This window comes from Eudoraea algarum (assembly GCF_050589645.1).
Classification (GTDB): domain Bacteria; phylum Bacteroidota; class Bacteroidia; order Flavobacteriales; family Flavobacteriaceae; genus JBNGOQ01.
Genome location: NZ_JBNGOQ010000003.1, coordinates 103,791 through 126,286 on the forward strand (window position 1 = coordinate 103,791; position 22,496 = coordinate 126,286).

Annotated in this window: 22 protein-coding genes; 11 read left to right on the forward strand and 11 right to left on the reverse strand. The window is 45.1% G+C overall.

Annotation, left to right across the window (positions count from 1 at the left end; genetic code table 11):
• Positions 1 to 197: 197 nt before the first annotated feature.
• Positions 198 to 623: a hypothetical protein gene (locus ACRD67_RS11325; protein WP_430967259.1), complete on the reverse strand. Its 426-nt coding sequence runs from the start codon at positions 621 to 623 to the stop codon at positions 198 to 200.
• 105 nt (positions 624 to 728) lie between these two features.
• Here ACRD67_RS11325 and argS point away from each other — a divergent pair, with 105 nt between their 5' ends.
• Together argS and ACRD67_RS11335 are read left to right on the forward strand one after the other, a co-directional pair.
• Positions 729 to 2,840, forward strand: a complete 2,112-nt coding sequence (gene argS / locus ACRD67_RS11330) for an arginine--tRNA ligase (RefSeq protein ID WP_430967260.1) — start codon at positions 729 to 731, stop codon at positions 2,838 to 2,840.
• A gap of 37 nt (positions 2,841 to 2,877) precedes the next feature.
• Positions 2,878 to 3,678, forward strand: coding sequence for a zinc-dependent peptidase (locus ACRD67_RS11335; protein ID WP_430967261.1), 801 nt, complete (start codon positions 2,878 to 2,880; stop codon positions 3,676 to 3,678).
• Positions 3,679 to 3,684: 6 nt separating this feature from the next.
• Here ACRD67_RS11335 and ACRD67_RS11340 read toward each other — a convergent pair whose 3' ends face one another.
• The 3 genes from ACRD67_RS11340 to ACRD67_RS11350 all read right to left on the reverse strand — a co-directional run bounded on the left by ACRD67_RS11340 (position 3,685) and on the right by ACRD67_RS11350 (position 8,044).
• On the reverse strand, positions 3,685 to 6,243 hold the full coding sequence (locus tag ACRD67_RS11340) for a TonB-dependent receptor (RefSeq protein ID WP_430967262.1): 2,559 nt from the start codon (positions 6,241 to 6,243) through the stop codon (positions 3,685 to 3,687).
• Positions 6,224 to 7,135 (reverse strand): FecR family protein, encoded by a 912-nt coding sequence (locus tag ACRD67_RS11345; RefSeq protein ID WP_430967263.1) that lies wholly within the window; start codon positions 7,133 to 7,135, stop codon positions 6,224 to 6,226. Before ACRD67_RS11345 ends, ACRD67_RS11340 begins: the two co-directional genes overlap by 20 nt.
• Positions 7,136 to 7,531: 396 nt before the next feature.
• Positions 7,532 to 8,044 carry an RNA polymerase sigma factor gene (locus ACRD67_RS11350; protein WP_430967264.1) on the reverse strand — a complete coding sequence of 171 codons (513 nt, stop codon included), beginning with the start codon at positions 8,042 to 8,044 and terminating at the stop codon, positions 7,532 to 7,534.
• A 107-nt stretch (positions 8,045 to 8,151) separates the two neighbouring features.
• Here ACRD67_RS11350 and ACRD67_RS11355 point away from each other — a divergent pair, with 107 nt between their 5' ends.
• The 4 genes from ACRD67_RS11355 (at position 8,152) to folD (ending at position 12,780) form a co-directional block, all read left to right on the forward strand.
• A complete protein-coding gene (locus ACRD67_RS11355; RefSeq protein ID WP_430967265.1) occupies positions 8,152 to 9,915 on the forward strand; it encodes a hypothetical protein in 1,764 nt (587 codons plus the stop codon).
• A gap of 129 nt (positions 9,916 to 10,044) precedes the next feature.
• Positions 10,045 to 11,382 carry a signal recognition particle protein gene (gene ffh, locus ACRD67_RS11360; protein WP_430967266.1) on the forward strand — a complete coding sequence of 446 codons (1,338 nt, stop codon included), beginning with the start codon at positions 10,045 to 10,047 and terminating at the stop codon, positions 11,380 to 11,382.
• A 76-nt stretch (positions 11,383 to 11,458) separates the two neighbouring features.
• A complete protein-coding gene (locus ACRD67_RS11365) occupies positions 11,459 to 11,854 on the forward strand; it encodes a four helix bundle protein (RefSeq protein WP_430967267.1) in 396 nt (131 codons plus the stop codon).
• 41 nt (positions 11,855 to 11,895) lie between these two features.
• A complete protein-coding gene (gene folD, locus ACRD67_RS11370; RefSeq protein WP_430967268.1) occupies positions 11,896 to 12,780 on the forward strand; it encodes a bifunctional methylenetetrahydrofolate dehydrogenase/methenyltetrahydrofolate cyclohydrolase FolD in 885 nt (294 codons plus the stop codon).
• A 27-nt stretch (positions 12,781 to 12,807) separates the two neighbouring features.
• Here the strand turns inward: folD and ACRD67_RS11375 are convergent, their stop codons facing one another.
• The 3 genes from ACRD67_RS11375 to ACRD67_RS11385 all read right to left on the reverse strand — a co-directional run bounded on the left by ACRD67_RS11375 (position 12,808) and on the right by ACRD67_RS11385 (position 14,843).
• A complete protein-coding gene (locus ACRD67_RS11375; protein WP_430967269.1) occupies positions 12,808 to 12,948 on the reverse strand; it encodes a hypothetical protein in 141 nt (46 codons plus the stop codon).
• 90 nt (positions 12,949 to 13,038) lie between these two features.
• Positions 13,039 to 14,376, reverse strand: coding sequence for a S41 family peptidase (locus ACRD67_RS11380; RefSeq protein WP_430967270.1), 1,338 nt, complete (start codon positions 14,374 to 14,376; stop codon positions 13,039 to 13,041).
• Between the two features lie 11 nt (positions 14,377 to 14,387).
• Positions 14,388 to 14,843 (reverse strand): MarR family winged helix-turn-helix transcriptional regulator, encoded by a 456-nt coding sequence (locus ACRD67_RS11385; protein WP_430967271.1) that lies wholly within the window; start codon positions 14,841 to 14,843, stop codon positions 14,388 to 14,390.
• Positions 14,844 to 14,947: 104 nt separating this feature from the next.
• Here ACRD67_RS11385 and ACRD67_RS11390 point away from each other — a divergent pair, with 104 nt between their 5' ends.
• Both ACRD67_RS11390 and ACRD67_RS11395 read left to right on the forward strand, forming a co-directional pair.
• On the forward strand, positions 14,948 to 16,684 hold the full coding sequence (locus ACRD67_RS11390) for an alpha/beta hydrolase-fold protein (RefSeq protein WP_430967272.1): 1,737 nt from the start codon (positions 14,948 to 14,950) through the stop codon (positions 16,682 to 16,684).
• A gap of 34 nt (positions 16,685 to 16,718) precedes the next feature.
• Positions 16,719 to 17,216 (forward strand): GNAT family N-acetyltransferase, encoded by a 498-nt coding sequence (locus ACRD67_RS11395; protein WP_430967273.1) that lies wholly within the window; start codon positions 16,719 to 16,721, stop codon positions 17,214 to 17,216.
• Positions 17,217 to 17,279: 63 nt separating this feature from the next.
• Here the strand turns inward: ACRD67_RS11395 and ACRD67_RS11400 are convergent, their stop codons facing one another.
• Positions 17,280 to 17,843, reverse strand: coding sequence for a carboxymuconolactone decarboxylase family protein (locus ACRD67_RS11400; RefSeq protein WP_430967274.1), 564 nt, complete (start codon positions 17,841 to 17,843; stop codon positions 17,280 to 17,282).
• A gap of 63 nt (positions 17,844 to 17,906) precedes the next feature.
• The gene (locus tag ACRD67_RS11405; RefSeq protein ID WP_430967275.1) at positions 17,907 to 18,485 is read right to left on the reverse strand and encodes a TetR/AcrR family transcriptional regulator; all 579 of its coding nucleotides are present in this window, start codon (positions 18,483 to 18,485) and stop codon (positions 17,907 to 17,909) included.
• A 161-nt stretch (positions 18,486 to 18,646) separates the two neighbouring features.
• Between ACRD67_RS11405 and ahr the strand changes: the two genes are divergently transcribed.
• The gene (gene ahr / locus ACRD67_RS11410; RefSeq protein WP_430967276.1) at positions 18,647 to 19,654 is read left to right on the forward strand and encodes an NADPH-dependent aldehyde reductase Ahr; all 1,008 of its coding nucleotides are present in this window, start codon (positions 18,647 to 18,649) and stop codon (positions 19,652 to 19,654) included.
• 54 nt (positions 19,655 to 19,708) lie between these two features.
• On the opposite strand, the gene ACRD67_RS11415 is transcribed toward ahr, so the two are convergent.
• Entirely contained in the window at positions 19,709 to 20,548 is an 840-nt protein-coding gene (locus ACRD67_RS11415; protein WP_430967277.1) for a DUF4349 domain-containing protein, read from the reverse strand.
• Between the two features lie 124 nt (positions 20,549 to 20,672).
• On the opposite strand from ACRD67_RS11415, the gene ACRD67_RS11420 reads away from it, so the two are divergent.
• Both ACRD67_RS11420 and ACRD67_RS11425 read left to right on the forward strand, forming a co-directional pair.
• Positions 20,673 to 21,584: a hypothetical protein gene (locus ACRD67_RS11420; protein ID WP_430967278.1), complete on the forward strand. Its 912-nt coding sequence runs from the start codon at positions 20,673 to 20,675 to the stop codon at positions 21,582 to 21,584.
• The gene (locus tag ACRD67_RS11425) at positions 21,581 to 22,036 is read left to right on the forward strand and encodes a hypothetical protein (protein WP_430967279.1); all 456 of its coding nucleotides are present in this window, start codon (positions 21,581 to 21,583) and stop codon (positions 22,034 to 22,036) included. The genes ACRD67_RS11420 and ACRD67_RS11425 overlap by 4 nt, the downstream gene beginning before the upstream one ends.
• A gap of 24 nt (positions 22,037 to 22,060) precedes the next feature.
• Here ACRD67_RS11425 and ACRD67_RS11430 read toward each other — a convergent pair whose 3' ends face one another.
• On the reverse strand, positions 22,061 to 22,486 hold the full coding sequence (locus ACRD67_RS11430) for a VOC family protein (RefSeq protein WP_430967280.1): 426 nt from the start codon (positions 22,484 to 22,486) through the stop codon (positions 22,061 to 22,063).
• Positions 22,487 to 22,496: the final 10 nt, after the last annotated feature.

Here is a 22,496-nt window from a genome sequence, read left to right on the forward strand (position 1 = left end):
TCAACCAGACACTAGCGGCTAAAGGGTTTGTTTTTAGGTATTTACCTTAAAAAAATCAAGGTCATCACCGCCATAAAAAGGGCAAAGGATCTATGTTGTTGCAAAAAAACGATACTGGAGAACAGAAAGACGATTCCCACGGACCGAAAAAGCAGTAAGGAAAATTTTAATTTTTGACGGCTGCATACACCTTTCTTCTATAGGTCACCGATGGAAGTGGGCGCATTATCGGCTTTATAGTCCAGTAATTTTCGAAAAAACTTTTGAATGGCCTTGGTATCCGATTTTACCTTAATGAAATATTGGTCCCTGTGCAGGGAATAGATGGCAATACCGCTCTTATAGACCGTTAATTTATAGTAAGGAATAACCAGGGCATAGGTTTCCAACAACGAACGAAAGCGGACAATAATCCCCTTGGGACGTAGTTCAATATTGCAACAATCCAAATTATTGTCCAAGATCAGCAGGTTCCTGATCGCTACACTGGTTTCAGTAATAAACAGTTTTGGGGACCCTATACCGTTAAGTGCAAAGCGTTCCTTTAAAGTAAAGGGCTTGCCTACCTCCACATCAATTTTCCGGGTGATTTCCTTGTTGTTGTAAGAGACATTCAGAAGCATGCCTAAAGGTAGCCAAAACTTGAATCCTATGGGGAAGTAGGGCCATATTTTCGGGTTAAAGCAGTAAAAAATGCGTAGTTTTGCTGCCTTAAATACCAGTAATTGATGAATATCCAAAACGTATTGACCTCTAAGGTCAAGGAAGCTGTAGAGAACTTGTTTGGGGCAGTACTGCCATCAGTGGAATTTCAGCCTACCCGTAAGGATTTTGAGGGAGACATAACCGCTGTGGTTTTTCCCATACTCCGCTACGTAAAAGGAAATCCGGAACATATTGGAAAGCAGATCGGCAGCTTTCTGGAAAAGGAAGTCAAGGAGGTATCGGGCTTTAATGTGGTCAAGGGGTTTTTGAACATCAGTATCAGCGATAGTTTTTATCTCGACTTTTTCGAGGAAATCAGGGAGGTGGAGGACTATGGCCGTGTCAAGGAACTGGATAAGGACGCCGTGATGGTGGAATATTCCTCGCCCAACACCAACAAACCCCTGCACTTGGGTCATATTCGAAACAATTTGTTGGGCTATTCCGTGGCAGAGATTCTCAAGGCATCGGGCAAAAAGGTATACAAGACCCAGATTATCAATGACCGGGGCATCCATATCTGCAAAAGTATGCTGGCTTGGCAAAAATGGGGAAACGGTGCTACGCCAGAAAGTACGGGATTGAAAGGGGATAAACTGGTGGGCAACTATTATGTGGCGTTTGAGGTCGAGTTCAAAAAACAACTAAGAGAACGTTTTAATAGGTTGGCAAGTAAGGTCCAAGATGAACTGAGAATACAAGAAAGGTACGACTTGTATGAGGCTATCAAAAATGTTGATTTGGATGAGGGTTACTATTCAGGTTTGGGTTCTGCAATTAAAGAGTTTTACAAATTTGACTGCTTAGTTTCGGAACAACAATTAATACCTACACCAGAATTTCCTTTTTATTCCAGTCTGGATTACGCGTTGCTAAATACCACTGATTACCCTAATCTTAACACTTCTCGAGCTAAATTTCTTCAAGGCTTTAAACAATTATATGGTATTGACGGAGAACAAGATATTGTCTCTGAAAAGAACTTAAGAAAAATCCGATCTTTGTTAGATGAAAAGTTTGCACCTTTTGTTGAGGTGTTGAAGGAGGCTCAGGAAATGCTCCGAAAATGGGAAGCGGGTGACCCTGATGTAGTCGCCCTATGGAAAAAGATGAACGCTTGGGTATACGAAGGTTTCAATACCACCTATACCGATCTGGGGGTAGATTTTGACCAACTGTATTATGAAAGTGACACCTATCTGCTGGGTAAGGATGTGGTAGCCGATGGTCTTAAGAAGGGTGTTTTCTATACCAAAGAGGATGGAAGTGTATGGATAGACCTTACCGATGAAGGGCTCGATGAGAAAATTGTACTCCGTGCCGATGGTACCGCTGTTTATATGACCCAGGATATTGGTACGGCCATCCAACGGGTAACCGATTATCCGGATATTGGGGGGATGGTCTATACCGTAGGGAACGAACAGGACTACCATTTCAAAGTGTTGTTCCTGATCTTGAAAAAACTGGGTTTTTCCTGGTCCAAAAATCTGCACCATCTCAGTTATGGGATGGTAGACCTCCCTAGTGGCAAAATGAAGAGTAGGGAAGGTACCGTAGTGGATGCCGATGACCTGATGCTGGAGATGAGCGCCGAGGCCAGACGGATCTGTGAGGAACTGGGCAAGTTGGAAGGCTTTTCCCATGAGGAAAAAAGGGAGTTGCACCGTATCGTGGGTCTAGCCGCGCTAAAGTATTACATCCTAAAGGTGGATCCCAAAAAACGCATCCTCTTTGATCCAGAGGAATCAGTGGATTTTCAGGGCAATACGGGTCCTTTTATCCAATACACCTATGCGCGGATACAATCTATTTTAAGGAAGGCCGATTTTGATTATACCGATGGGGCCAAGCACATGACTTCCATTCATCCCAAGGAAAAGGAACTTCTAAAGCAACTGCAGGTGTTTCCCGAGACCGTTCAATTGGCCGCGGAACAATATAGTCCCGCCCTAATCGCAAATTATACCTATGACCTGGTGAAGCAGTACAATTCGTATTATCAAAGTGTACCTATTTTGCCAGAAGTGGATTTGGAAAAGAAAGCCTTCCGGGTGCAGCTTTCCAAAAAGGTGGGCGATGTGATTCGATCTGCTTTTAAATTGTTGGGAATCGAGGTGCCGCAGCGCATGTAGCACGGGACAATTCCAAAAAAATAGCTTAGTTTAGGACATGCCTTCCGTTGTAGATGTATTTGGGGTTACCGCACTCCTCGCTATTTTTGGATATTTTCTGTATATCGTATACTATACGCTAGACCTGTTTTTTTTAAACCCTTTTGCAAGACTACCTAGGCTTACCGAACATGAAAAAGCAACCATCGCCGCCAACCTTCCCCTTTATCGGAACTTGTCCGTCAGAAAGAGAAAAAGGTTCCATAAAAGGGTGGTGAGGTTTAGGAGCCGCAAAAAAGTCATATTCCACAAGGAAGTGACCGATCGGGACCACATAACACTTCTTTTGAGCGCCACAGCGGTGATGCTTACGCTTGGTATGGCCGATTTTTTGATCTTGTCCATTAAAAAGATACTGGTGTATCCGGCCGCCTATTATTCGCCCCTTACCAAACAGGATCACAACGGGGAGTACCATCCTGGCCTAAAGACCCTCGTTTTTTCTGCCGAACACTTGATGGAGGGTTTTCGGATAGGAAACGACAATATGAATCTTGCGGTACACGAATTTGCGCATGCCATAAGTTTTAACGTAGCCAATAAATTAAATGTCCGATCCTATATTTTCCTGATCGGTATGCGGCAGATCAAACGCTTGCTCTCGGATTCCAATTTTAATAACAGAATGGACCAAAGTGCGTACTTCAGATCTTATGGCAGAACCAACATTCACGAGTTTTTTGCTGTCTCCGTAGAGAATTTGATGGAAACACCAGGGGCCTTTAGACGGCAATTTCCGAAGCTGTTCGGCATCCTAAGACGAATGCTCAATCTCAAGATTTTATCCGATAAAACCTGAGCGCAACTAGAACCAGATCCTAAAACTAAAATTGGGGGTGATACCCAGGGACACATTTTCAACAGTTTCTATTTCATCTTGATCATTCAATCGATAATAGGTGTTGAGTATGTTCTTACGGTTCAGAAAATTGAGTACAGAAGCGCCAACGGAGGCCTTTATGGTAGGACTAAGGTCAAAATCATAAATGGCGGAGGCATCTGCTCTAATGTAGTCCGGAAGCCTGGTGCTATTGGGCTCCTTATAATTTATGGATAGGGGAAAGGTGCCGGTATTAATGGCATTGGGGTTGTCCAAGGGTTCGGTAAAGGGTTTTCCGGTTCGATAGTTGAACCCGATACCCAGCTTAAGGTTGTTCCGTACATAGGTGCCGGCAAAGGTGAGTGTATGTCTAATATCCAGATTGTTGGGAAAGGTGCTGGGGGTGATATCTTCAAAGGTATAGTCGTTCACATTGTACGCGTAGCTTAACCAGGTACTGAAACGTGGGGTCTTTTTGTTGATCAAGAACTCCAGTCCCTTCACTTCATAACTGCCTATTTCGCCATTGAATTGATCCTGGTTCTGAAAGCCCTGGGTGGCCGTGCTTATCCCTGTTACCTCCTTGTAAAAGCCTTCCAGCCCTATATAAAGATGGTTTTTGTCGTAATTGATGCCCAAGGAGGCCTGTTTACTTTTTGTAATGGGCAGCGTGGTGTTGTCAGACAGGATCCACCGTCTCTTCTCCACACCCAGAAAATTTTGTTCCAGGTCAATGACCTGATTGGTGGTCTGACTCTTGAACTCGCCCAAGAACTCTACTTTTAGACTTTTGGTAAGCGCATAGTTAATATTGGCCCTCGGCTCCAGGATAAATTCATCAAAAGTGCCCAGATTTTCGATATAATTGAGGCGGGCCCCACCACGCGCCTTTAATTTTTCATCAGATGAAATATAGCCAACTTCTGAAAATACGGCATGTGTCCGGATGACCCCCTTGATATTGCTTACGAAGGGAGGTTGGGTGACGTCGGTAAAGTTGGTAATGCCCGTTTCAATGAACTGATAACCGTTGATCCAGTTCAACTGATCTGTCAGCGCATAGTCCGAATGCAGTTTTATCCCGGTCTCCAACACCCTGTTGTTCTGAAAGAGTTGTTGCACTGCGTCGGCAGAAATGCTCAACGCATCCAGGTTGTAGCGGGTAAAATAAATGCTGAACAAGGTGGAAAAATCGGAGGACCACTGGCTCTCCAGATTACCACCAAAGGAGAGGTTGGTCTGGTCTAACCTGCTTTGGGTAGTACGGGCGGTACTTTGTGCGGTCTCCGTATAGTCTAGGTTGTTGTTGAAATTGATAAAGCTCAACCGTACTTTTTGCCGATCGTTGATATCATAAAGCAATTTTCCGGTAAAATCATAGAAAAAGAAGCTTTCGTCCCTTTGGATATCCTGGTCCGTAGATTGGTTGTTTACGGTCACTTCGGTATCCTGGAACGCCCTATCGAAGAACTGCCCGAAGGTAGGGGTATTCAAAAAGTCCGTGGCCGAACGCCGTCCTGAAAACTGAAAGGCCAGTTTATGTGTGATAGGAATCTGACCGTAAAGGTCCCCGCTAATCAGATTAAAGCCTGCACCACCGAAAAAATGGTCGGTGATCTCGTTTTTGGTATGCATACTGATTACGCTACTTACCCCATCCCCGTATTGGGCACTGGTGCCGTTCTTAACAATGGTGACCTGATCCGTTAAATAGGGATTAAAGGCCGAAATTAACCCAAAAAAATGTCCGGATTGGTACATTTTTATACCATCCCAAAGAACCAGGTTCTGATCATTGGTGCCTCCCCTAACATTAATGTCGGAGACCGTCTCATCTATACTTTTGATTCCCGGCAGGGCCTGTACGGTCTGTAGTACATCGGGCTCAATGAGTCCGGGAAGGATGCCGAATTCCGCTGTATTCAAAAGAATACTGGCATCATCCTGCTTCGAAAGGCCCGTAGTGAGGAATTGAAAGAGGACTACCTCCTCCAATTGCTGTATGGCAAGGGCCATAAGGACAGTTTTGCAAGGTGTTTGGCCCAAGAGCTCCTCGGCCCTCACAAACTTTGTTTTGTACCCCAAATGGCGTATCCCGATGACCGCGCCTCTGGGGATGTTCCCAAGGGCAAATGTGCCTTCCAGATCTGTCACCACCCCAATATCGCTGCCCAATACCTCAATGGTGGCCCCGGCAATGGTGTTTTCAGCAAAATTGTCGAGTACCCGGGCACAGATGTCCACCGTACTGCTTTTGGAGAGCGCATAGTAGCGTTCACTGAGCTTTTTTATCTGGATTTGGGTCTGATTTTGGATATCGGCCAGTATTCCTTCCAGAAGTTCACCGTCAGGAATGCGTATTTCTACCGCGCTGATATCCTCATCTACATAGGAGAATTTAACATCAAAGCGCTGTTCCAGTTGTTGGATAAAGGAAATTAGCCGTATGGTAGGGGAAGTGCTTTCCTGTGCCGTGGCCAAAATCTGCACAAAAAAAAGCAACAGGCAAACCCGTAAAGCGTCTTTAGGGAGCGTTTTCAGCATAGAATAGCACTTTGTTCCCCTCTAATTTAAACTTTATTTGAGAAGGGGCACTAATACTCTGTAACGCTAAATCTATGTTGGTGTTGCTAAAAGAGCCTGTAAATAATCGATTTAGATCGATGTTTTCGGTCTTGACTTCTACATTGTACTGTCTTTGAAACTCGTTCAGTACAAAGTTTAAGGGAATACTTTTAAAGGTACTCTCATTGTTCATCCAAGTAGGTTCAGCAGTATTTGGGGTTTCCGCCTCTATAATCTTTCCGTTAACGGCCAGGAACGAGCTGCCCGCAGGGAGTTTCATTTCTTTGCTATGGTAGGTAACACTTACCAAGCCCTCAAAACAGGTCACTTCAAAGAAACCTTCGCGGTTCTCTACATTAAACTGTGTGCCCAGCACGGTAACCGTCCCATTGTCCGTAGATACGGTAAACCGCTTGCCCTTGGCTACCTTAAAAAAGGCTTCCCCTTCCAGGGATACATTGCGTTCCTCGTTCCATTTCTTTTTGCTAAAAGAAACTTTGGAATCTGCATTCAAAACAATTTCCGAATTATCAGGAAGTATCACTTCGCTTCGTTCGGCATACTGGGTAGAGACCCTTTCGTCCAGGGAGTCCACATAGAAATAGGAAACGGCAAGAAGAACGGCGATAGCTGCGGCGACGCGCAGTATTCTTTTATACGGACGCAAACGCACCACTTTGACTTCCTTGTCCGGCCGCTTGTTCCTAAGTTCGCTCAAAGCCTTCTCAACGTCAAAATCGGGGCCCTCCAATTTACCGGAAGCCGCCAATAACCTCATATAGGAATCGTATTCCGCGGTCTTTTTAAAAGCCGTCAGCTCCTCCTCCGTGAGTTCGTTGTTAAGCCATTTTGCCAAATAATTCTCTTGCATGATTTCTATGCTTTACGTCAATATAACAATTCAAATACAAAAAACCCTACCCTATTACATTACAAATCCTTGGTTTTAGGGTGTAAATAACAAGTTTTTGCCAGTTGTGGCCCCTAAAACAGTATGCAGTTGGCAGTGGCCAGTTTTCAGCAATTCAAAACTCAACAATTCATAACCCACAACCCAACACTCATAATACAGTTGGCAGTTGGCAGTTTTCAGTAATTCATAACTCAACATTCATAATTCACAACATTCATAATTCACAACATTCATAATTCATAACTCAAGACTCCACACTCATAACTCGTAGTACCGTTGGCAGTTTCATCGTTAAAAACTTAAATTCATAACTCCTAATTCAACATTCACAATTCAACATTCATAATTCCCACTTCATATCCCATCGATCTGCTCGCGCAATGTTTTTAGGGCCAAGTGCATTCTTTTTTCTATGGCCTTGACACTTACACCCTCCATTTCAGCGATTTCGGCATATTTTTTTCCATCGATCCTATTTAAAAGAAAGGTTGTCCGCTGGTTTTCCGGTAATTGGTTCAGGGCACGGTCCAGTTTTTCCTTGTACTGTTTCTCCTCCATAAGGAATTCTGGCGATTCACTTGCGGTGTCCTGTGGTGTATTCGCATACCTGAGCCGCACTTTCTCCGCCTTTAGGACATTAAGGTATAGATTGTTGGCTATGGTATAGACATAGGATTTTGCCTTTTCCGGGCCCACCTTTCCACAGTTCTCCCAAAGCTTTATAAAGGCTTCCTGAACCACATCGTATGCCTTTTCCTCATTACCGTACTTATAATATATAAAGTTGAAAACCGTTTTGGAATGGGCCCTGAAGAGGGAGCTGTATACCTCTTCCTCACATACGTTGTCTATAGTATCCTTGCTCAAATGATTGGTTTTTTCAAAGATATTTTAAAAAAAATTAAAAAAACAGGTAGGGTTATCTTAAAGATAGTTGTTTTAGGGTTGTACGAACCAGTAAAATCCAAATCGTTATGAAAAAGTTTTTGAATTACGCCTTGTACTCAGGCCTACTGATTATGGCGCTTACATTTTCCTCATGTCAGGAAGAATTTGAGGAATTGCCCGATGGGAACGAGCAAGAGACCATTGTGGCAAGCTCTTCCACCGCTAAACTTATAGAACGAACGTCTTCCAATGACGGTTCCTTTGACAATATTGTTGACGGTTCCAGTTGTTTTGCCGTTCAATTTCCCTATACCGTAAATGTAAACGGTATTGAAATTACCATTGATTCCTTAGAGGATCTTCACTTGATCGAGGATATTTTTGATGAGGTCGATGTAGATGAGGATATTTTGGAAATCCTTTTCCCCATTACCATCACCCTCCCCGATTTTAGCGAGATCGTGATCAACAGCAAGGAAGACTTGCGCGAACTCGCCGAAGATTGTATTGAGGGCGGTGATGATGACGATATTGAGTGTATTGACTTTGTGTACCCCATTACCTTGTTCACTTTTGATATAAACGAGCAGCAGACCGGATCCGTTACTGTAGAGAGCGATAAGGACCTGCGACGGTTCTTTGCCGGACTCGATGACGATGATCTGATCAGTATCCAATTCCCAGTTACCCTAAAACTGTTTGATGGTACGGAGATCGTTGTGGATAGCAATGCAGAGTTGGCCAATGCCATAGAAAATGCCAAGGAAACCTGTGATGAGGACGATGACGACGATTTCAACGATGACGATTTTGAGGATGGCCGTTTGGATATCTGTCTAACCGCATGCCCTTGGGTGGTGAAGGAAGTAGAGCGCGATGGTGTAAACCAGACCGATCAGTACTTTGAGTACCTAATGACCTTTACCGAAGATGGCGGTGTTACCGTCAAGGATAGAATGGGCAACAACATTGAAGGTACCTGGAGTACCCGTATCACGGACCGTGGCGCCTTGTTGAAACTGGAATTCGACGTGTTGGTCGACTTTAGCCTGGAGTGGTTTGTTTATGAAATCGGTGATCATACGATCAAACTCTATACCGAAGGAGGTAACAAGATCATCATGAAGCAGATCTGTAAGGACGAGGAAACTGGCCCCGATACCCTAAGGGAAATATTGAAGGAGTGCGAGTGGATCATCAAAAAGGTGAAGAACCAAGGCGAGGAAATCGACCGATTGATCGGCTTTGAATTCAAGTTCTTGCCCGAAGGTGTAGTTACCTTGAGCAATGGAACCACCACTTCCGAAGGTACCTGGGAAATTGCAATGAACGATGATGGCATCTTGGTAATGGCCATAACCATGGGCGATGAACCCGGTGTGAGTTTTGAATGGCCTTTGCGCGACCTAGATGATAACCGTTTGAAGTTTGAGGTAGAGGAAATCGATTACGAGCTGGTATTGCTAAGGGTATGTGATGACAGTGTAGAGGATGGTGATATCCCTGAAATCAGGAATGTCCTGATGGGAGGCGATTGGATTGTAGCTTCCTATATCGATAATGAGGTGGATGAAACAGCCGATTTTGCCGGAATGGACTTCTCCTTTACCGCAGACCATAAGGTTACCGTTTCCACCAATGCCGACCCTCTTTTGGATGGCTTGTGGAGAGTCCTCAGGGATGACGACGGTCAAATTAAAGTATACCTGAACTTTGGCGGGGATGATGTGGTTCCCCTAGGAGAACTTACAGACGATTGGGATCTGGTATCCATTACCGCCGACCGCATAGAGCTGAAGGATATCAGTGGTGATGAAACTGTGGAAACCCTGGTTTTCGAAAAGAAATAAGATATTTGCCCCTAATTTTTTGGAAAGGGCAGTTCCGTCAGGAGCTGCCTTTTTCTGTTTTATATTTTTAAGCTTCCCACTTCGCATGGTAATGCTTAAATTTGCACTTTCTGTAAAGAGATCAAGACCATGTTCGACAATTTAAGCGAGAAGTTAGATAAAGCACTCCACGTCCTCAAGGGACATGGACAGATTACTGAAATAAACGTTGCCGAAACCGTAAAGGAAGTACGCCGGGCTTTATTGGATGCCGATGTCAATTTTAAGATTGCCAAGGAGTTTACCAATAGGGTACGGGAAAAGGCCTTGGGGCAGAACGTGCTTACCACCTTGCAGCCTGGCCAATTAATGGTAAAGATTGTTAAGGACGAACTCACCGAATTAATGGGCGGGGAGACCGAAGGAATCGATCTTTCCGGGGACCCATCCGTCATCCTGATGTCCGGCCTGCAGGGATCTGGTAAAACTACCTTTTCCGGAAAACTGGCCAATTACCTGAAGCACAAGAAAAGTAAAAAACCGCTATTGGTGGCCTGTGATGTATATCGTCCGGCAGCCATCGATCAGTTGCACGTGGTGGGCGACCAGATTGGGATAGAGGTGTTTTCGGACAGGGAGAACAACGACCCGGTTAGCCTTGCCAAGGCAGGGATTGCGCACGCAAAGGCCAATGGTTTCAACGTGGTGATCATTGATACCGCGGGACGCTTGGCGGTCGATGAGCAGATGATGGATGAGATCGCCAATATCCATACGGCCGTAAAACCCCAAGAAACCCTGTTCGTGGTCGACTCCATGACCGGTCAGGATGCCGTAAATACGGCCAAGGCTTTCAACGACATTCTCAATTTTGATGGTGTAATTCTGACCAAATTGGATGGTGATACCCGGGGCGGTGCCGCTATATCCATTAAATCAGTGGTGGACAAACCCATAAAATTCATCGGTACCGGCGAAAAGATGGATGCCATAGATGTGTTCCACCCTTCGCGTATGGCCGACCGTATTTTGGGGATGGGCGATGTTATTTCCCTAGTGGAACGGGCACAGGATCAGTTCGATGAGGAACAGGCTCGCAAAATCCAGAAAAAAATTGCCAAGAACAAGTTTGGGTTCGATGATTTTCTGAGCCAGATCCAGCAGATAAAAAAGATGGGGAACCTAAAGGATCTTATGGGGATGATTCCAGGGGCCGGAAAGGCCTTAAAAGGGTTGGACATTGATGATGATGCCTTTAAGCATATTGAAGCCATGATCCATTCCATGACCCCGGATGAACGGGCAACCCCCGCAAAATTGAACGCCAGCAGAAAAAAACGTATTGCAAAGGGCAGTGGGCGTACCATTCAGGAAGTGAACCAACTCTTAAAACAGTTTGAACAAATGAGCAAGATGATGAAGATGATGCAAGGCGGTGGCGGCAAAAAAATGATGCAGATGATGGGCGCCATGAAGGGGATGCGGTAAATTTAAGTTCAAAGTTCAAAGTTCAAAGTTCAAAGTTCAAAGTTCAAAGTTCAAAGTTCAAAGTTAATGCGTACAAATGGCTACGATTGAAAAGTTTGAAGATTTGGAAATATGGCAACTGGCTAGAGAAATATGCGATGATATGTTCAAGCTTATTCAAAGCACTTCTTTAGGGAATGACTATGCCTTACGCGATCAGATAAACAGATCTTCTGGATCAGTGATGGATAATATTGCGGAAGGTTTTGAACGAAATGGGAACAAGGAGTTTATTCAATTTTTAAGTATCTCCAAAGCGTCCTGTGGGGAGCTTCGATCACAACTCTATAGGGCCTTAGATCGGAAATACCTTGGCAAGGCACTGTTTGAAAAGTACTTGGAGAAACTCATGTTGGAAAGTAAGAAAATAAGCTCCTTTATCAAATATCTTAATCAATCTGAGTATAAAGGCAGCAAGTATAATCGACCATAAAATAACTTTGAACCTTAAACCTTAAACCTTAAACCAACCATATGGAATTACTTGACGGAAAGAAGGTATCCGATCAGATTAAGGACGAAATCGCCGCTGAGGTGGCCCAGATGGTCCAACGCGGGGAAAAAGTGCCTCATTTGGCCGCTGTGTTGGTAGGGAATGATGGGGCCAGTCTCACCTATGTGGGAAGCAAAGTGCGCTCCTGCGAACGTATTGGCTTTGAATCTACCCTGGTGCATTTGCCCGATACCACTTCGGAGGAAGAGCTTCTGGAAAAAATCCATGAATTGAATATGGACGATTCCATTGACGGCTTTATCATTCAATTGCCATTGCCCAAACAGATCGATGAACAAAAGGTGCTTATGGCCGTGGATCCCGATAAGGATGTAGATGGCTTTCATCCTACCAATTTTGGGAGAATGGCCTTGGATATGGAATCCTTTAACCCTGCCACGCCCTATGGCATTATGGAACTCTTAAAACGGTATGGTGTGGTTACCGAGGGAAAACACGCGGTGATTATCGGGAGAAGTCATATCGTTGGCCGGCCCATTAGCATTTTGTTGAGCCAAAAGGCCAATCCGGGAAATGCCACCGTAACCCTTGCCCATAGCCGTACCAAGGATTTAAAGGCACTGACCTTACAGGCCGATATTATTGTATCTGCCCTTGGCGTACCCCATTTTTTGAAAGCGGATATGGTGAAGGAGGGGGCCGCGATCATCGACGTGGGGATTACCAGAGTGCCCGATGATTCGCGCGAACGAGGGTATTACATTGCCGGTGATGTGGATTTTAAGGCGGTTTCCCAAAAAGCCTCCTATATTACCCCGGTTCCGGGAGGAGTAGGGCCCATGACCATAGCCATGCTGCTCAAGAACACGTTACTGGCCAGGGAACGCCATAGAAGCAAAAAATAACTCCCTGTAGCAGTACAGCGATGCCGTTTAGGCCTTGATTTCGATTTTTGATTGTGTGGAATCGACCGGTGTTATGACGTCAAGGTCAGAACCTCCTTCGTCATTGGTACAGCTGCTAAAGTAGCATACTAGGGTCAACACGGATAAAACAAGCAAGATCTTCTTCATAAATCAGGTGTTTAGTAGGTATATTACCCAATTTGTCGTGTCCCTATAACGAAAAAAATGTCAATTTCTTATATGGTGTTGAACTGATTTTTACCCGCTTTTAGCATGCTTATCGGTTCTCCCATTTTCATAGATTCCCTGTAAAGCTTGGGTTTTTCCTGCTTCCGATTTTAAAAAGTGCACCCGAAAATAGGGGATTTCCTCAATGGAAAACAGCACATCTGACATGGGGTTCAGCTTATATTTTGGACCTTCCTCCCTTTGATAGAAGAGTTTTCCGTTTTCTAGGGTAATCTTTCTTGGCCCGTACTTGCCCACGTAGGCTTCCAGGGTTTTTTTGGCGACCGATATGGGTTGTTCTTTGGCCCGTAAAGCGGGTAGATGCCAATCATAGGTAAGGGCAACATCCGCATGCTCCCTTTTTAAATTTTCCAATGCCTTGATATGGGCGGTCAACAGTGCTTTGTCCGAAGGCACATTAATGTCCGGTACTACCCCTGTACCTTCCCAATTGGTGTTGGTAATCGGGTTAATGGCCCGACCAATAGGTACCTGCAGCACAAATTTATCGGAAGCGGCCACCCGGTCTACAGGATGGGCCCCACCTCCGGTGGTTTCCCCAACAATAGTGGCTCTTTCAAGATTCTTGAGGTTATAGGTAAACTCTTCAGCTGCGGAAAAGGTATACTTGCTGGTGAGTACATACACATCCAGATCTGGCCTGCGTTTGCCAGGTACATAGGGCAAGGTCCATGTTTGGGTAGTTTGGTCTGTTTGTCTCCAATAAAAACTGTTGAGGTGAATGGGTTCGGCATCAAAGAGGTAGCTCGTTATGAGCTGGATCATGCTCGGGGAGCCACCACCATTTTGTCGTAGATCAATGATAAGGGCATCGGCATTTTCAAAGAAGTTCATGGCGGTGGCCGCGGTCTCCCCCGCATAGCGGGTATCTTCAAAGCCGCTGAGGTTCAGATACCCTACATTTCCCTCCAAAACGGTGAGTTGCTTAAAACCAAAATTTCTTCTTTTGGCCGCGGCCAAGCGCTGTTGGGCAAAGGCGATACTGTCCTCTTTGCTGACGGTAACCTGGTTTTCCACTACCCATCCTGGATTGTACTGCAGTGAGAAATGCAAATCCTTGCTCAAACTCCGTAAGTCTTCCGTTATCTTACCGGCCAGCTCTGCCGGGTCTCGAAGCGGGGTATAGATACCCTTCCTAAGGTTTTCCTTTAGGGCCATACCCACTTTTTTGGCCGTTTCGGGAAAAATGTAGTTTTCGTCCAGCAATTGGGCTACGGAATTGATCAACGCCTCCTGTTCCTGGTTGGTAAAAGCATGGGATACATCTTCCTGTGCGCGGATTTCAAGGAATGCAAGGCAGGCGAAAAGCGCCATACCCCATCTCAGGGTTTTTTTTTTGTTTATCATGACCGTTCGTTTTATGATTTACAGTTGTCGGCGATTATTTTTAATGTTCGATTTAATTGATTGATGTCTTCATTCATAAGGGTTTCCAATGCCGTTTTTCTATTGCTAATGATCAGGGGCCATAAATCGGCTATGATGGCATCACCATGTGCGGTCAGTGCTAAGGAGAATCGTCTTCTGTCCTTGGAGTGCGGGGAACGTTCAATGTATTTTTTTTCCACCAGAAGCTGCACTATCCTGGTCACCGAGGCGTAGTCCTTAAACAGCTTGTCCGCAATGCGCTGCTGTGTCAGTTCCGGATTTTCCTTTACTACCTTTAGCAACAGCCATTGGTCAATGGTGATGTCGAATCCCTTAGCTGTGATGGCCTTTTGGGCAAACTTCCTATAGGTTTTTATCGCCTTCTCAATGTTGTAGAAAACCGTATAGTCCAGGGGCAACAACTCCATTTCCTTTATTTGATACAAATATAATTGATATATCAAATAAAAAAAATATAATTCTTGTTAAATCTTATTTCGATTTGACGCTCGTGAGGAAATCAGTACCTTTTGTACAAATTTCCAACCCTATGAGAAAACAGATTTTATTGGCACTGTTTCCTGCCCTGATGTTTCTGGGCTGTGCCACCGACACCGCAGAAAAAACCCAATTTGCCATTGAAGTTTCCTTTTCGGAACAGGCGAGCAGTGCTTCTTTGGATGGCCGACTTTTACTGATGCTTTCCAATTCGGACGAAAATGAGCCGCGTTTCCAGATCAATGATGGTCTAAAGACCCAATTGATCTATGGGATGAACGTTGAGGGTATGGCTCCCGAAGAAAGCATGGTCTTTGACGAAAAGGTGTTTGGTTCCCCCTTGCCCAGTTTGGCCGACATACCAGCTGGGGAGTACTTCGTACAGGCCCTGTTGCATGTCTATGAAACCTTTGAACTCTCCACAGGACATACCGTAAAGCTTCCTATGGACAATGGGGAGGGGCAGCAATGGAACCGATCTCCCGGAAATCTATATAGCAAGCCGGTTAAGGTGACCATTTCGGAAGATGGAGTCCAAAATTTTGGCGTTGTAATGGATCAGCTTATTCCGCCCATAACGCCCGCGGAGGATACGGAGTGGATCAAGCACATCCGGATAAAGTCCGAAAAGCTTTCTGAGTTTTGGGGCAGGGATATGTACCTGGGTGCCCATGTGCTCTTGCCCAAGGGTTTTGAGGAACATCCGGAGGCAAAATACCCGCTGATGATCTTCCACGGGCATTTTCCCGATGATTTTGGCGGCTTTCGCACCCTTCCTCCCGACACGGACCTGGAACCGGACTATTCGGAACGCTTTGGTGTGAAAGGCTATAACATCATACAACAGCAGGAGGCTTATGATTTTTACAAGCGTTGGAACGAACCTGATTTTCCACGCTTCCTGATTGTGGAAATACAGCATCCCACACCCTACTACGATGATTCGTATGCGGTGAATTCGGCCAACCAGGGGCCCTATGGAGATGCCATTACCTATGAACTGATACCTCATATTGAAAAGCAATTTAGAGGTCTTGGCGAAGGATGGTCACGGTTCTTGTACGGTGGTTCCACGGGAGGCTGGGAGGCTCTGGCCGTGCAGGTAAAGTATCCTGATGACTATAACGGCTGTTTTGCGGCCTGCCCCGATCCCATTGATTTTAGGGCCTATTGTCTCACCAATATCTATGCCGATGAAAATGCCTATTATTATGAGAGCGATTTTAAGAAGGTGGAAGTGCCCAGTCACCGGGACTATTTGGGCCACGTGCACACCACACTCCGGGAGGGCAACCATCGGGAGTTGGTTTTAGGCGATAAATCGCGCTCCGGCCAACAATGGGATATTTGGGAGGCTACCTATTCGCCACAGGGAGAAGATGGGTATCCCGTAAGGCTATGGGACAAGATGACCGGGGAAATAGACCATTCCGTGGCCGACTATTGGAAGGAAAACTATGATCTTCGCTACATCATGGAGCGCGATTGGGACAAGTTGGGCGAAAAACTGCAAGGGAAGATCCATATCTATTGCGGGGATATGGACAATTATTACCTGAACAATGCGGTCTATCTCATGGAGGATTTCCTAGAACAGACCACCGACCCGTATTATGATGGGGAGGTTACTTATGGTGACCGTGCCGAGCATTGCTGGAACGGCGACCCCGATCAACCAAATCACATTAGCCGCCTGCGTTACAACAGCATGTACGTGCCCAAGATCATGAAACGTATCGCGGAAAGCGCACCCAAGGGGGCCGATCTTAGCAGTTGGCGTTATAAATGATTATGGGCGAAGTCTTAACCGTATGGACCCAAGTGTGACAGAAATACAAAGGGCAAACCCCGCTTCGGATTGTGAAGTGATCGCTCAACTGGCCAATAGTATTTGGCGGGAGCACTATACGCCCATTATTGGGAAGGAACAGGTGCTTTATATGCTCAATAAATATCAGTCGGCACAGGCGATCCAAGAACAGATACAAGAAGGAAAAACATATTTTATTATCCGGTATGGGACATCAGAAGTGGGGTATCTTTCCTGCTATGAAAGGGAGGGATCTCTATTTCTGAGCAAGCTTTACGTTTCTAGCCAGTACAGGGGAAAAGGCATCGGGAAAAAGGCAATGCAATTTGTAGAACAGCAGGCCAAGGAATTGGGCTGCGCCCGTATCGCACTGACCGTCAACAAAAATAACCTCAACTCCATACAGGCCTATAAAAAAATGGGGTTCAAGACCATAAAACCCGTGGTATTGGACATTGGTAAGGGCTTTGTCATGGACGATTTCTATATGGAAAGGGAGACAAAGGGGTAGCTGTCTTAAAGGCCCCGGCAACAGTTTTGAATAACCTGCATACCGGGGTTATTGTTTCAGGTCCTAAATCAACTGCGTTTTTAGGTCGGAAAATACGGGTTCCAGTTCTACGTGCAGTGCATCTCCAAATTTACTGACCATGATGTAGGCGGTAATGGTGTACACAATTTCCACGATCTGCTGTTCGGTCCAATGTTCCCGGATTCGGGCCCAAAGTTCCGGACTCACCCTGTTGGCATCGTCTCGTATCTGCAGAGTAAGGTCCAGGATAGCCTTTTCTCCTTCGGTAAAGTGTGGGCTGGTCTGGTAGACGACGCCCTTAAGATCGGCCACTTTTTCGTCAGGAATGCCCAGTCTTCTGGAAACCACCTCGTGCTGTGTAACGCAGTATTCACATTCGTTCTCCAGGGTCGACTTTAAAATGACCAGTTCCTTGGTCTTCCAATCCACAAATCCGTCCTGTAGTATTTCCATGATAAAGTCGGTCATAGGAATGCACAAATTGGGTACCACGCCCCAAGCCTTAAAAATGTTCAACAGCATTTCAAAACGTTCGGAGGATTTCGTATAACTGGCCTGCAGTTCGGGCGAGGCCTCTTCGAATTCCACTAATTTTACTCTAGCCATAATGATATCGTTTAAAGGTTATTATTAATTTCTAAGCAATCGCTTAGAAACGGATAAAAAAATTTACTTCAGAGCGGCCATCGTAACCGCGATAAAATCCTCCAATTGCTCTTTTTCCAGAACTTTTGCCGTAACGGCCAGGCCTTCCGTGCAACCCAATAGATAATTGGCGTACTGGTTGATATTGGCCTGAGGGGATAGTTCCCCACGTGCTTTGGCCTTGGTGAGGACTTCTAGGAATACCGCTTGCAACAGTTCAAAAAACAGCGTCAACTGCACTTTTACCTCCTGGTCGTGGGTATCCAGATCCATTGCCGTGTTCGCCATTAGACAGCCGTTGGGTGTCCTACCCGAGCGCACGGAATCCACAAAGGCCTCGAGGAATTTCCGGATGTCTTCCAAGCGGCCGTCCGAGTTTAATAGATCAGATAGGAAAATCTCCTTCACCCTACGCTTGTAATTGGCGAGTGCTCTGAGAAATACCCCTTTTTTGCTTCCAAAACTGGAATAAATGGAGAATTGATTGATCCCCATTTTGCTTTCCAGCTCGCGGATAGAGGTGCCTGCATAGCCGTGTTTCCAAAAAACCTGTACCGCTTTTTCGATTACGGCTTCCTCATCGTATTGTTTTTGTCTGGGCATATATAAAACTAAGCAATTGCTTTGAAATATAAAAATTGGACCTGTTGGTGTTTGGAACATCGCCTAGGGGTCCCAGGATTCGGGCAAAATATAATCATTAATTTACCTGTGGTGCGGAAGATTTTTTTGTACCTTAATGGAAAGGATTTAAACAGAGAACCATGACCAAGATACAAGCCTATGCCGCTGCTGAAGCAGGAGGAAAACTAGAACCCTTTACCTATGAACTGCCCGAACTGGACAGTGAACAGGTCAACATAAAAGTCCATTATTGCGGGATGTGCCATTCGGACCTGAGCATGCTTAACAACGATTGGGGACTTACCCAATATCCCTTTGTGCCCGGTCATGAAGTGGTAGGCGAGGTTATAGCCATTGGCGATGAGGTAAAGAACATTGCTGTTGGTGATCGGGTAGGGTTAGGTTGGTTCTCGGCCTCATGTATGCACTGCGACCAATGTATGGGAGGGCAGCATAATTTATGTGCCGCCGCTGAGCAGACCATCGTAGGTCGCCATGGGGGGTTTGCAGACCACGTGCGTTGCCACTGGTCCTGGGCCACACCAATGCCCAAAGACATTGATATGGCCAAGGCGGGACCGCTGCTATGTGGAGGTATTACCGTCTTTAACCCTATCATCCTATCGGGTGTAAAACCAACGGATAAAGTAGGAGTCATCGGGATAGGTGGATTGGGCCATATGGCCTTAAAGTTTTTGCACCACTGGGGGTGCGAGGTCATTGCCTTTAGCTCCAATCCAAACAAAAAAGAACAAATATTAGGTATGGGCGCCAGTAGGGTAATCAATTCCAGGGACCCCGAAGAACTGGGAAGCATAGCGGGAAGTCTAAACTTCATATTGAATACCACCAACGTTACCTTGGATTGGGATTCCTACCTCACTACTTTGGCCCCTCAGGGAAAATTTCACACCGTTGGCGCTGTTTTGGAACCTATGGCCATACCCGCCTTTAGCCTTATTGGAGGTGAAAAATCGGTAGGGGGAAGTCCCTTGGGAAGTCCCGCGCTAACACGGACCATGCTCGAATTTTGTGTACGGCACAACATTTACCCTACGGTAGAGGAATTCCCCCTGGAAAAGGTGAACGAGGCCATTGCCCATTTAGAGGAAGGCAAGGCCAGGTTCCGTATTGTGCTGAAGGTGTAATCAGGTAGCGAACAATTGCCTACTATCCCAAATCAAGTAGTGGCTATCGTGCACTTATTTTTTTCGGTACCTAATATAGAAAACAACTCCGGTAGTGATAAGCAACAAGGGCCAAATATGTAATAGGGCCAGGAACAGCCCTTCTATCATATCCAGACCAAAAACAAAACTTTCCCTTACTTTGGAGATAAAGGTACGTGTATAGATTTCCGGTTCTTTCCTATGCGCTACGGTTTCATATAGATCTATCTGAATGGTGCTTAAACTTACTTTATTGCCAAGAAACTTCAATCTGCCCTGGGCAGCCTCAATTTCTTCCTGCAATATCCTGAGCTTTTCTTCGGCCATTAAAATGTCCTCTACCGTTTTTGCTTTGGACCTTAGGATATCATCATATCTAGCTTTTACTTTAAGTTTTGTCCTTAAACGTGTTTGCAGGTCAATGTATTCTTCGCTAACATCTGTTGTTGTGATATTGGTGAAATCTACAAATTCGGCAAGATCGGTAAGTTCCCTAAGTACGCTTTCAAAATGCTGCTGCGGTATGCGGACGGTGAATCGGTTTTCCAACTCGTGCAGCGTGTTTTTGAACTGCATGTTTGACATATAACCGTCGTGTTTTCCAATAATGGTTCGCGCCAATGTGGTAACACTGTCCACATTCTTGACCTTGAAACGGCATTGGGCGTTTTTAATGATTTTTAAGTTCCTAAGCGCGGAGGATTCCTGATTGGAAGCTGTGACATCCGTTTCCTCGGAAATTGCGTTTGACTCATAGGTTTCATCCACATGTTCTAGGTTTACGACAGAATTCATATCGGTTTTCGGACTTTGGTTGCACCCGGCCAATATTAGGATCATTATAAGGAGACCCATAAAAACATTTGATTTCATAACGAATTGTGTTTAAATTGATATCCCAAACCTAATATTATGGCTGGCGTGATTTTTGCAAAACGCTTGTAAAGCAATTGCAAAAGCTATACAAAATATAAGGTACTTGTAATCAATTGATTAAATGTTAGGCATCTCAAAGGAAATGGTCATGTTTCAACGGCTTTTGGAGCAGGTGACCGCCAAGTTTCTAGAAAATCACAGAGCCAACCCCAACATCTCTTTGTGGAAAGGTCAGGAGATAATTGATTTTCAAGAAGATCTGAGACAACAAGTACAAGGAAGTATTAGTGAAAAGTGGTTTTATACCTATATTAAGGGCAATCCCGAAAAGTTACCTCGAATAGATATTCTAAACCTGCTTTCCAACTATGTAGGTCAGGCCAGCTGGTATGCATTCAACGAACAGTATACGGACAAAAAAGCGATTATGGCAAAAGGGGCCAAGCTAAGATGGGGCATTATGACCCTTGCGGTTGTCGGGGTGGCCTTGGCTATTTTTGCTGTGGTACCAAAAAAGAATACCTTTCATTTTTGTTTCATCGATAAGGACAATAAGGAAGCGATTACCGATACCCGTATTGACGTAATAGTGCTAGATCAGGAGGAATCCCCATCCTATCAAAAATCGGATAGCCTGGGTTGTTTTTCATATACCACCACAAAGGATCACATACGGTTTATAGCACAATCTCCTTATTACAAAACGGATACAATTTATAAATCGGTTTCGGGGAACAAACACCATCAAGTGCATTTGCGTACAGATGATTACGCCCTAATGTTGCATTATTATGGCAGCAATAATGTAAAGGATTGGAGAAAAAGACGGCGTGAACTGGAAAAACTAATAGCCCAGGATGCGGTTATTTTTGAAATATTGCCACATCAGATTGGTGTGGAACTCTATGAAAAGGACGAATTTATAAACAAGCTTACCACGCCCACGAAAAGTTTGCAACAACTACAAGTGATCGAGACCCAATATAGGAATGGACAAATTGTAATGCTGAAGTTTAAAATAGAAGAACAATGAGGGGATTTATATATATAGGTATTTTAGGTTTCCTGATTTCATGCGGAGGTGAGGTTAACCAGTACCGCAGCGCAGATATGGAAGAAAACGTAGCTGAAAGGGCGGTGAGCTTGGAAACAGGGAATTTACTCCTCGTAGAAAAGAAAATCCAAGAACAATTGGAGTTAAAGAGCTTACGAACTTCCTACCCCGAATTTGATGTTACAGAACAGGAGCACCTTGTGTTTGGCGATAGGATATCTCCCAATATGGCCCTTGACCAAATAAAAACTTTTGGCCATAAAACGATGGGGGATACCACGATTCTGGAGGTAAAGATGATCTTTAAGGATGAACAAAAGACAGTGGTCGATTCTATACAGGCCAAAATAATAACCGAAGAGATTACCGTGGCGGGGGAAGCGCTTACCTCCAAGAAGGTAAGCCTCCAAAGTATGCAAAATAATCACTGACCGAAACGCTTCACGGGCATTGACTTAGGTAGCAAACAGTTGCCCCATGTCCTTAAAGGCCTTAAATTCCAGAGCATTTCCCGCCGGATCTAAGAAGAACATAGTGGCCTGCTCCCCGGGTTGACCGGCAAAACGGATATAGGGCTCAATAACAAAGGCCACCCCTTTGGACCGCAGTTCCTCGGAGAAGCTCCGAAAGGTTTCCCAGGGCAATACTACGCCGTAATGGGGTACGGGAACATCCTTTCCGTCCACTGGGTTGGTGTGCAATTGTTCCTGGGCCGACTTAGGTTTGTAATGGATGACCAATTGATGCCCAAAGAGATTAAAATCTACCCAATGGTCACTGCTACGGCCTTCCGAACAGTTCAATATTTCGCGATAAAAGCTTCTGCATTCCTCCAGATTATGAACGGGAATGGCAATGTGGAAAGGGGAAACGGCTGACATGATCGTTTTT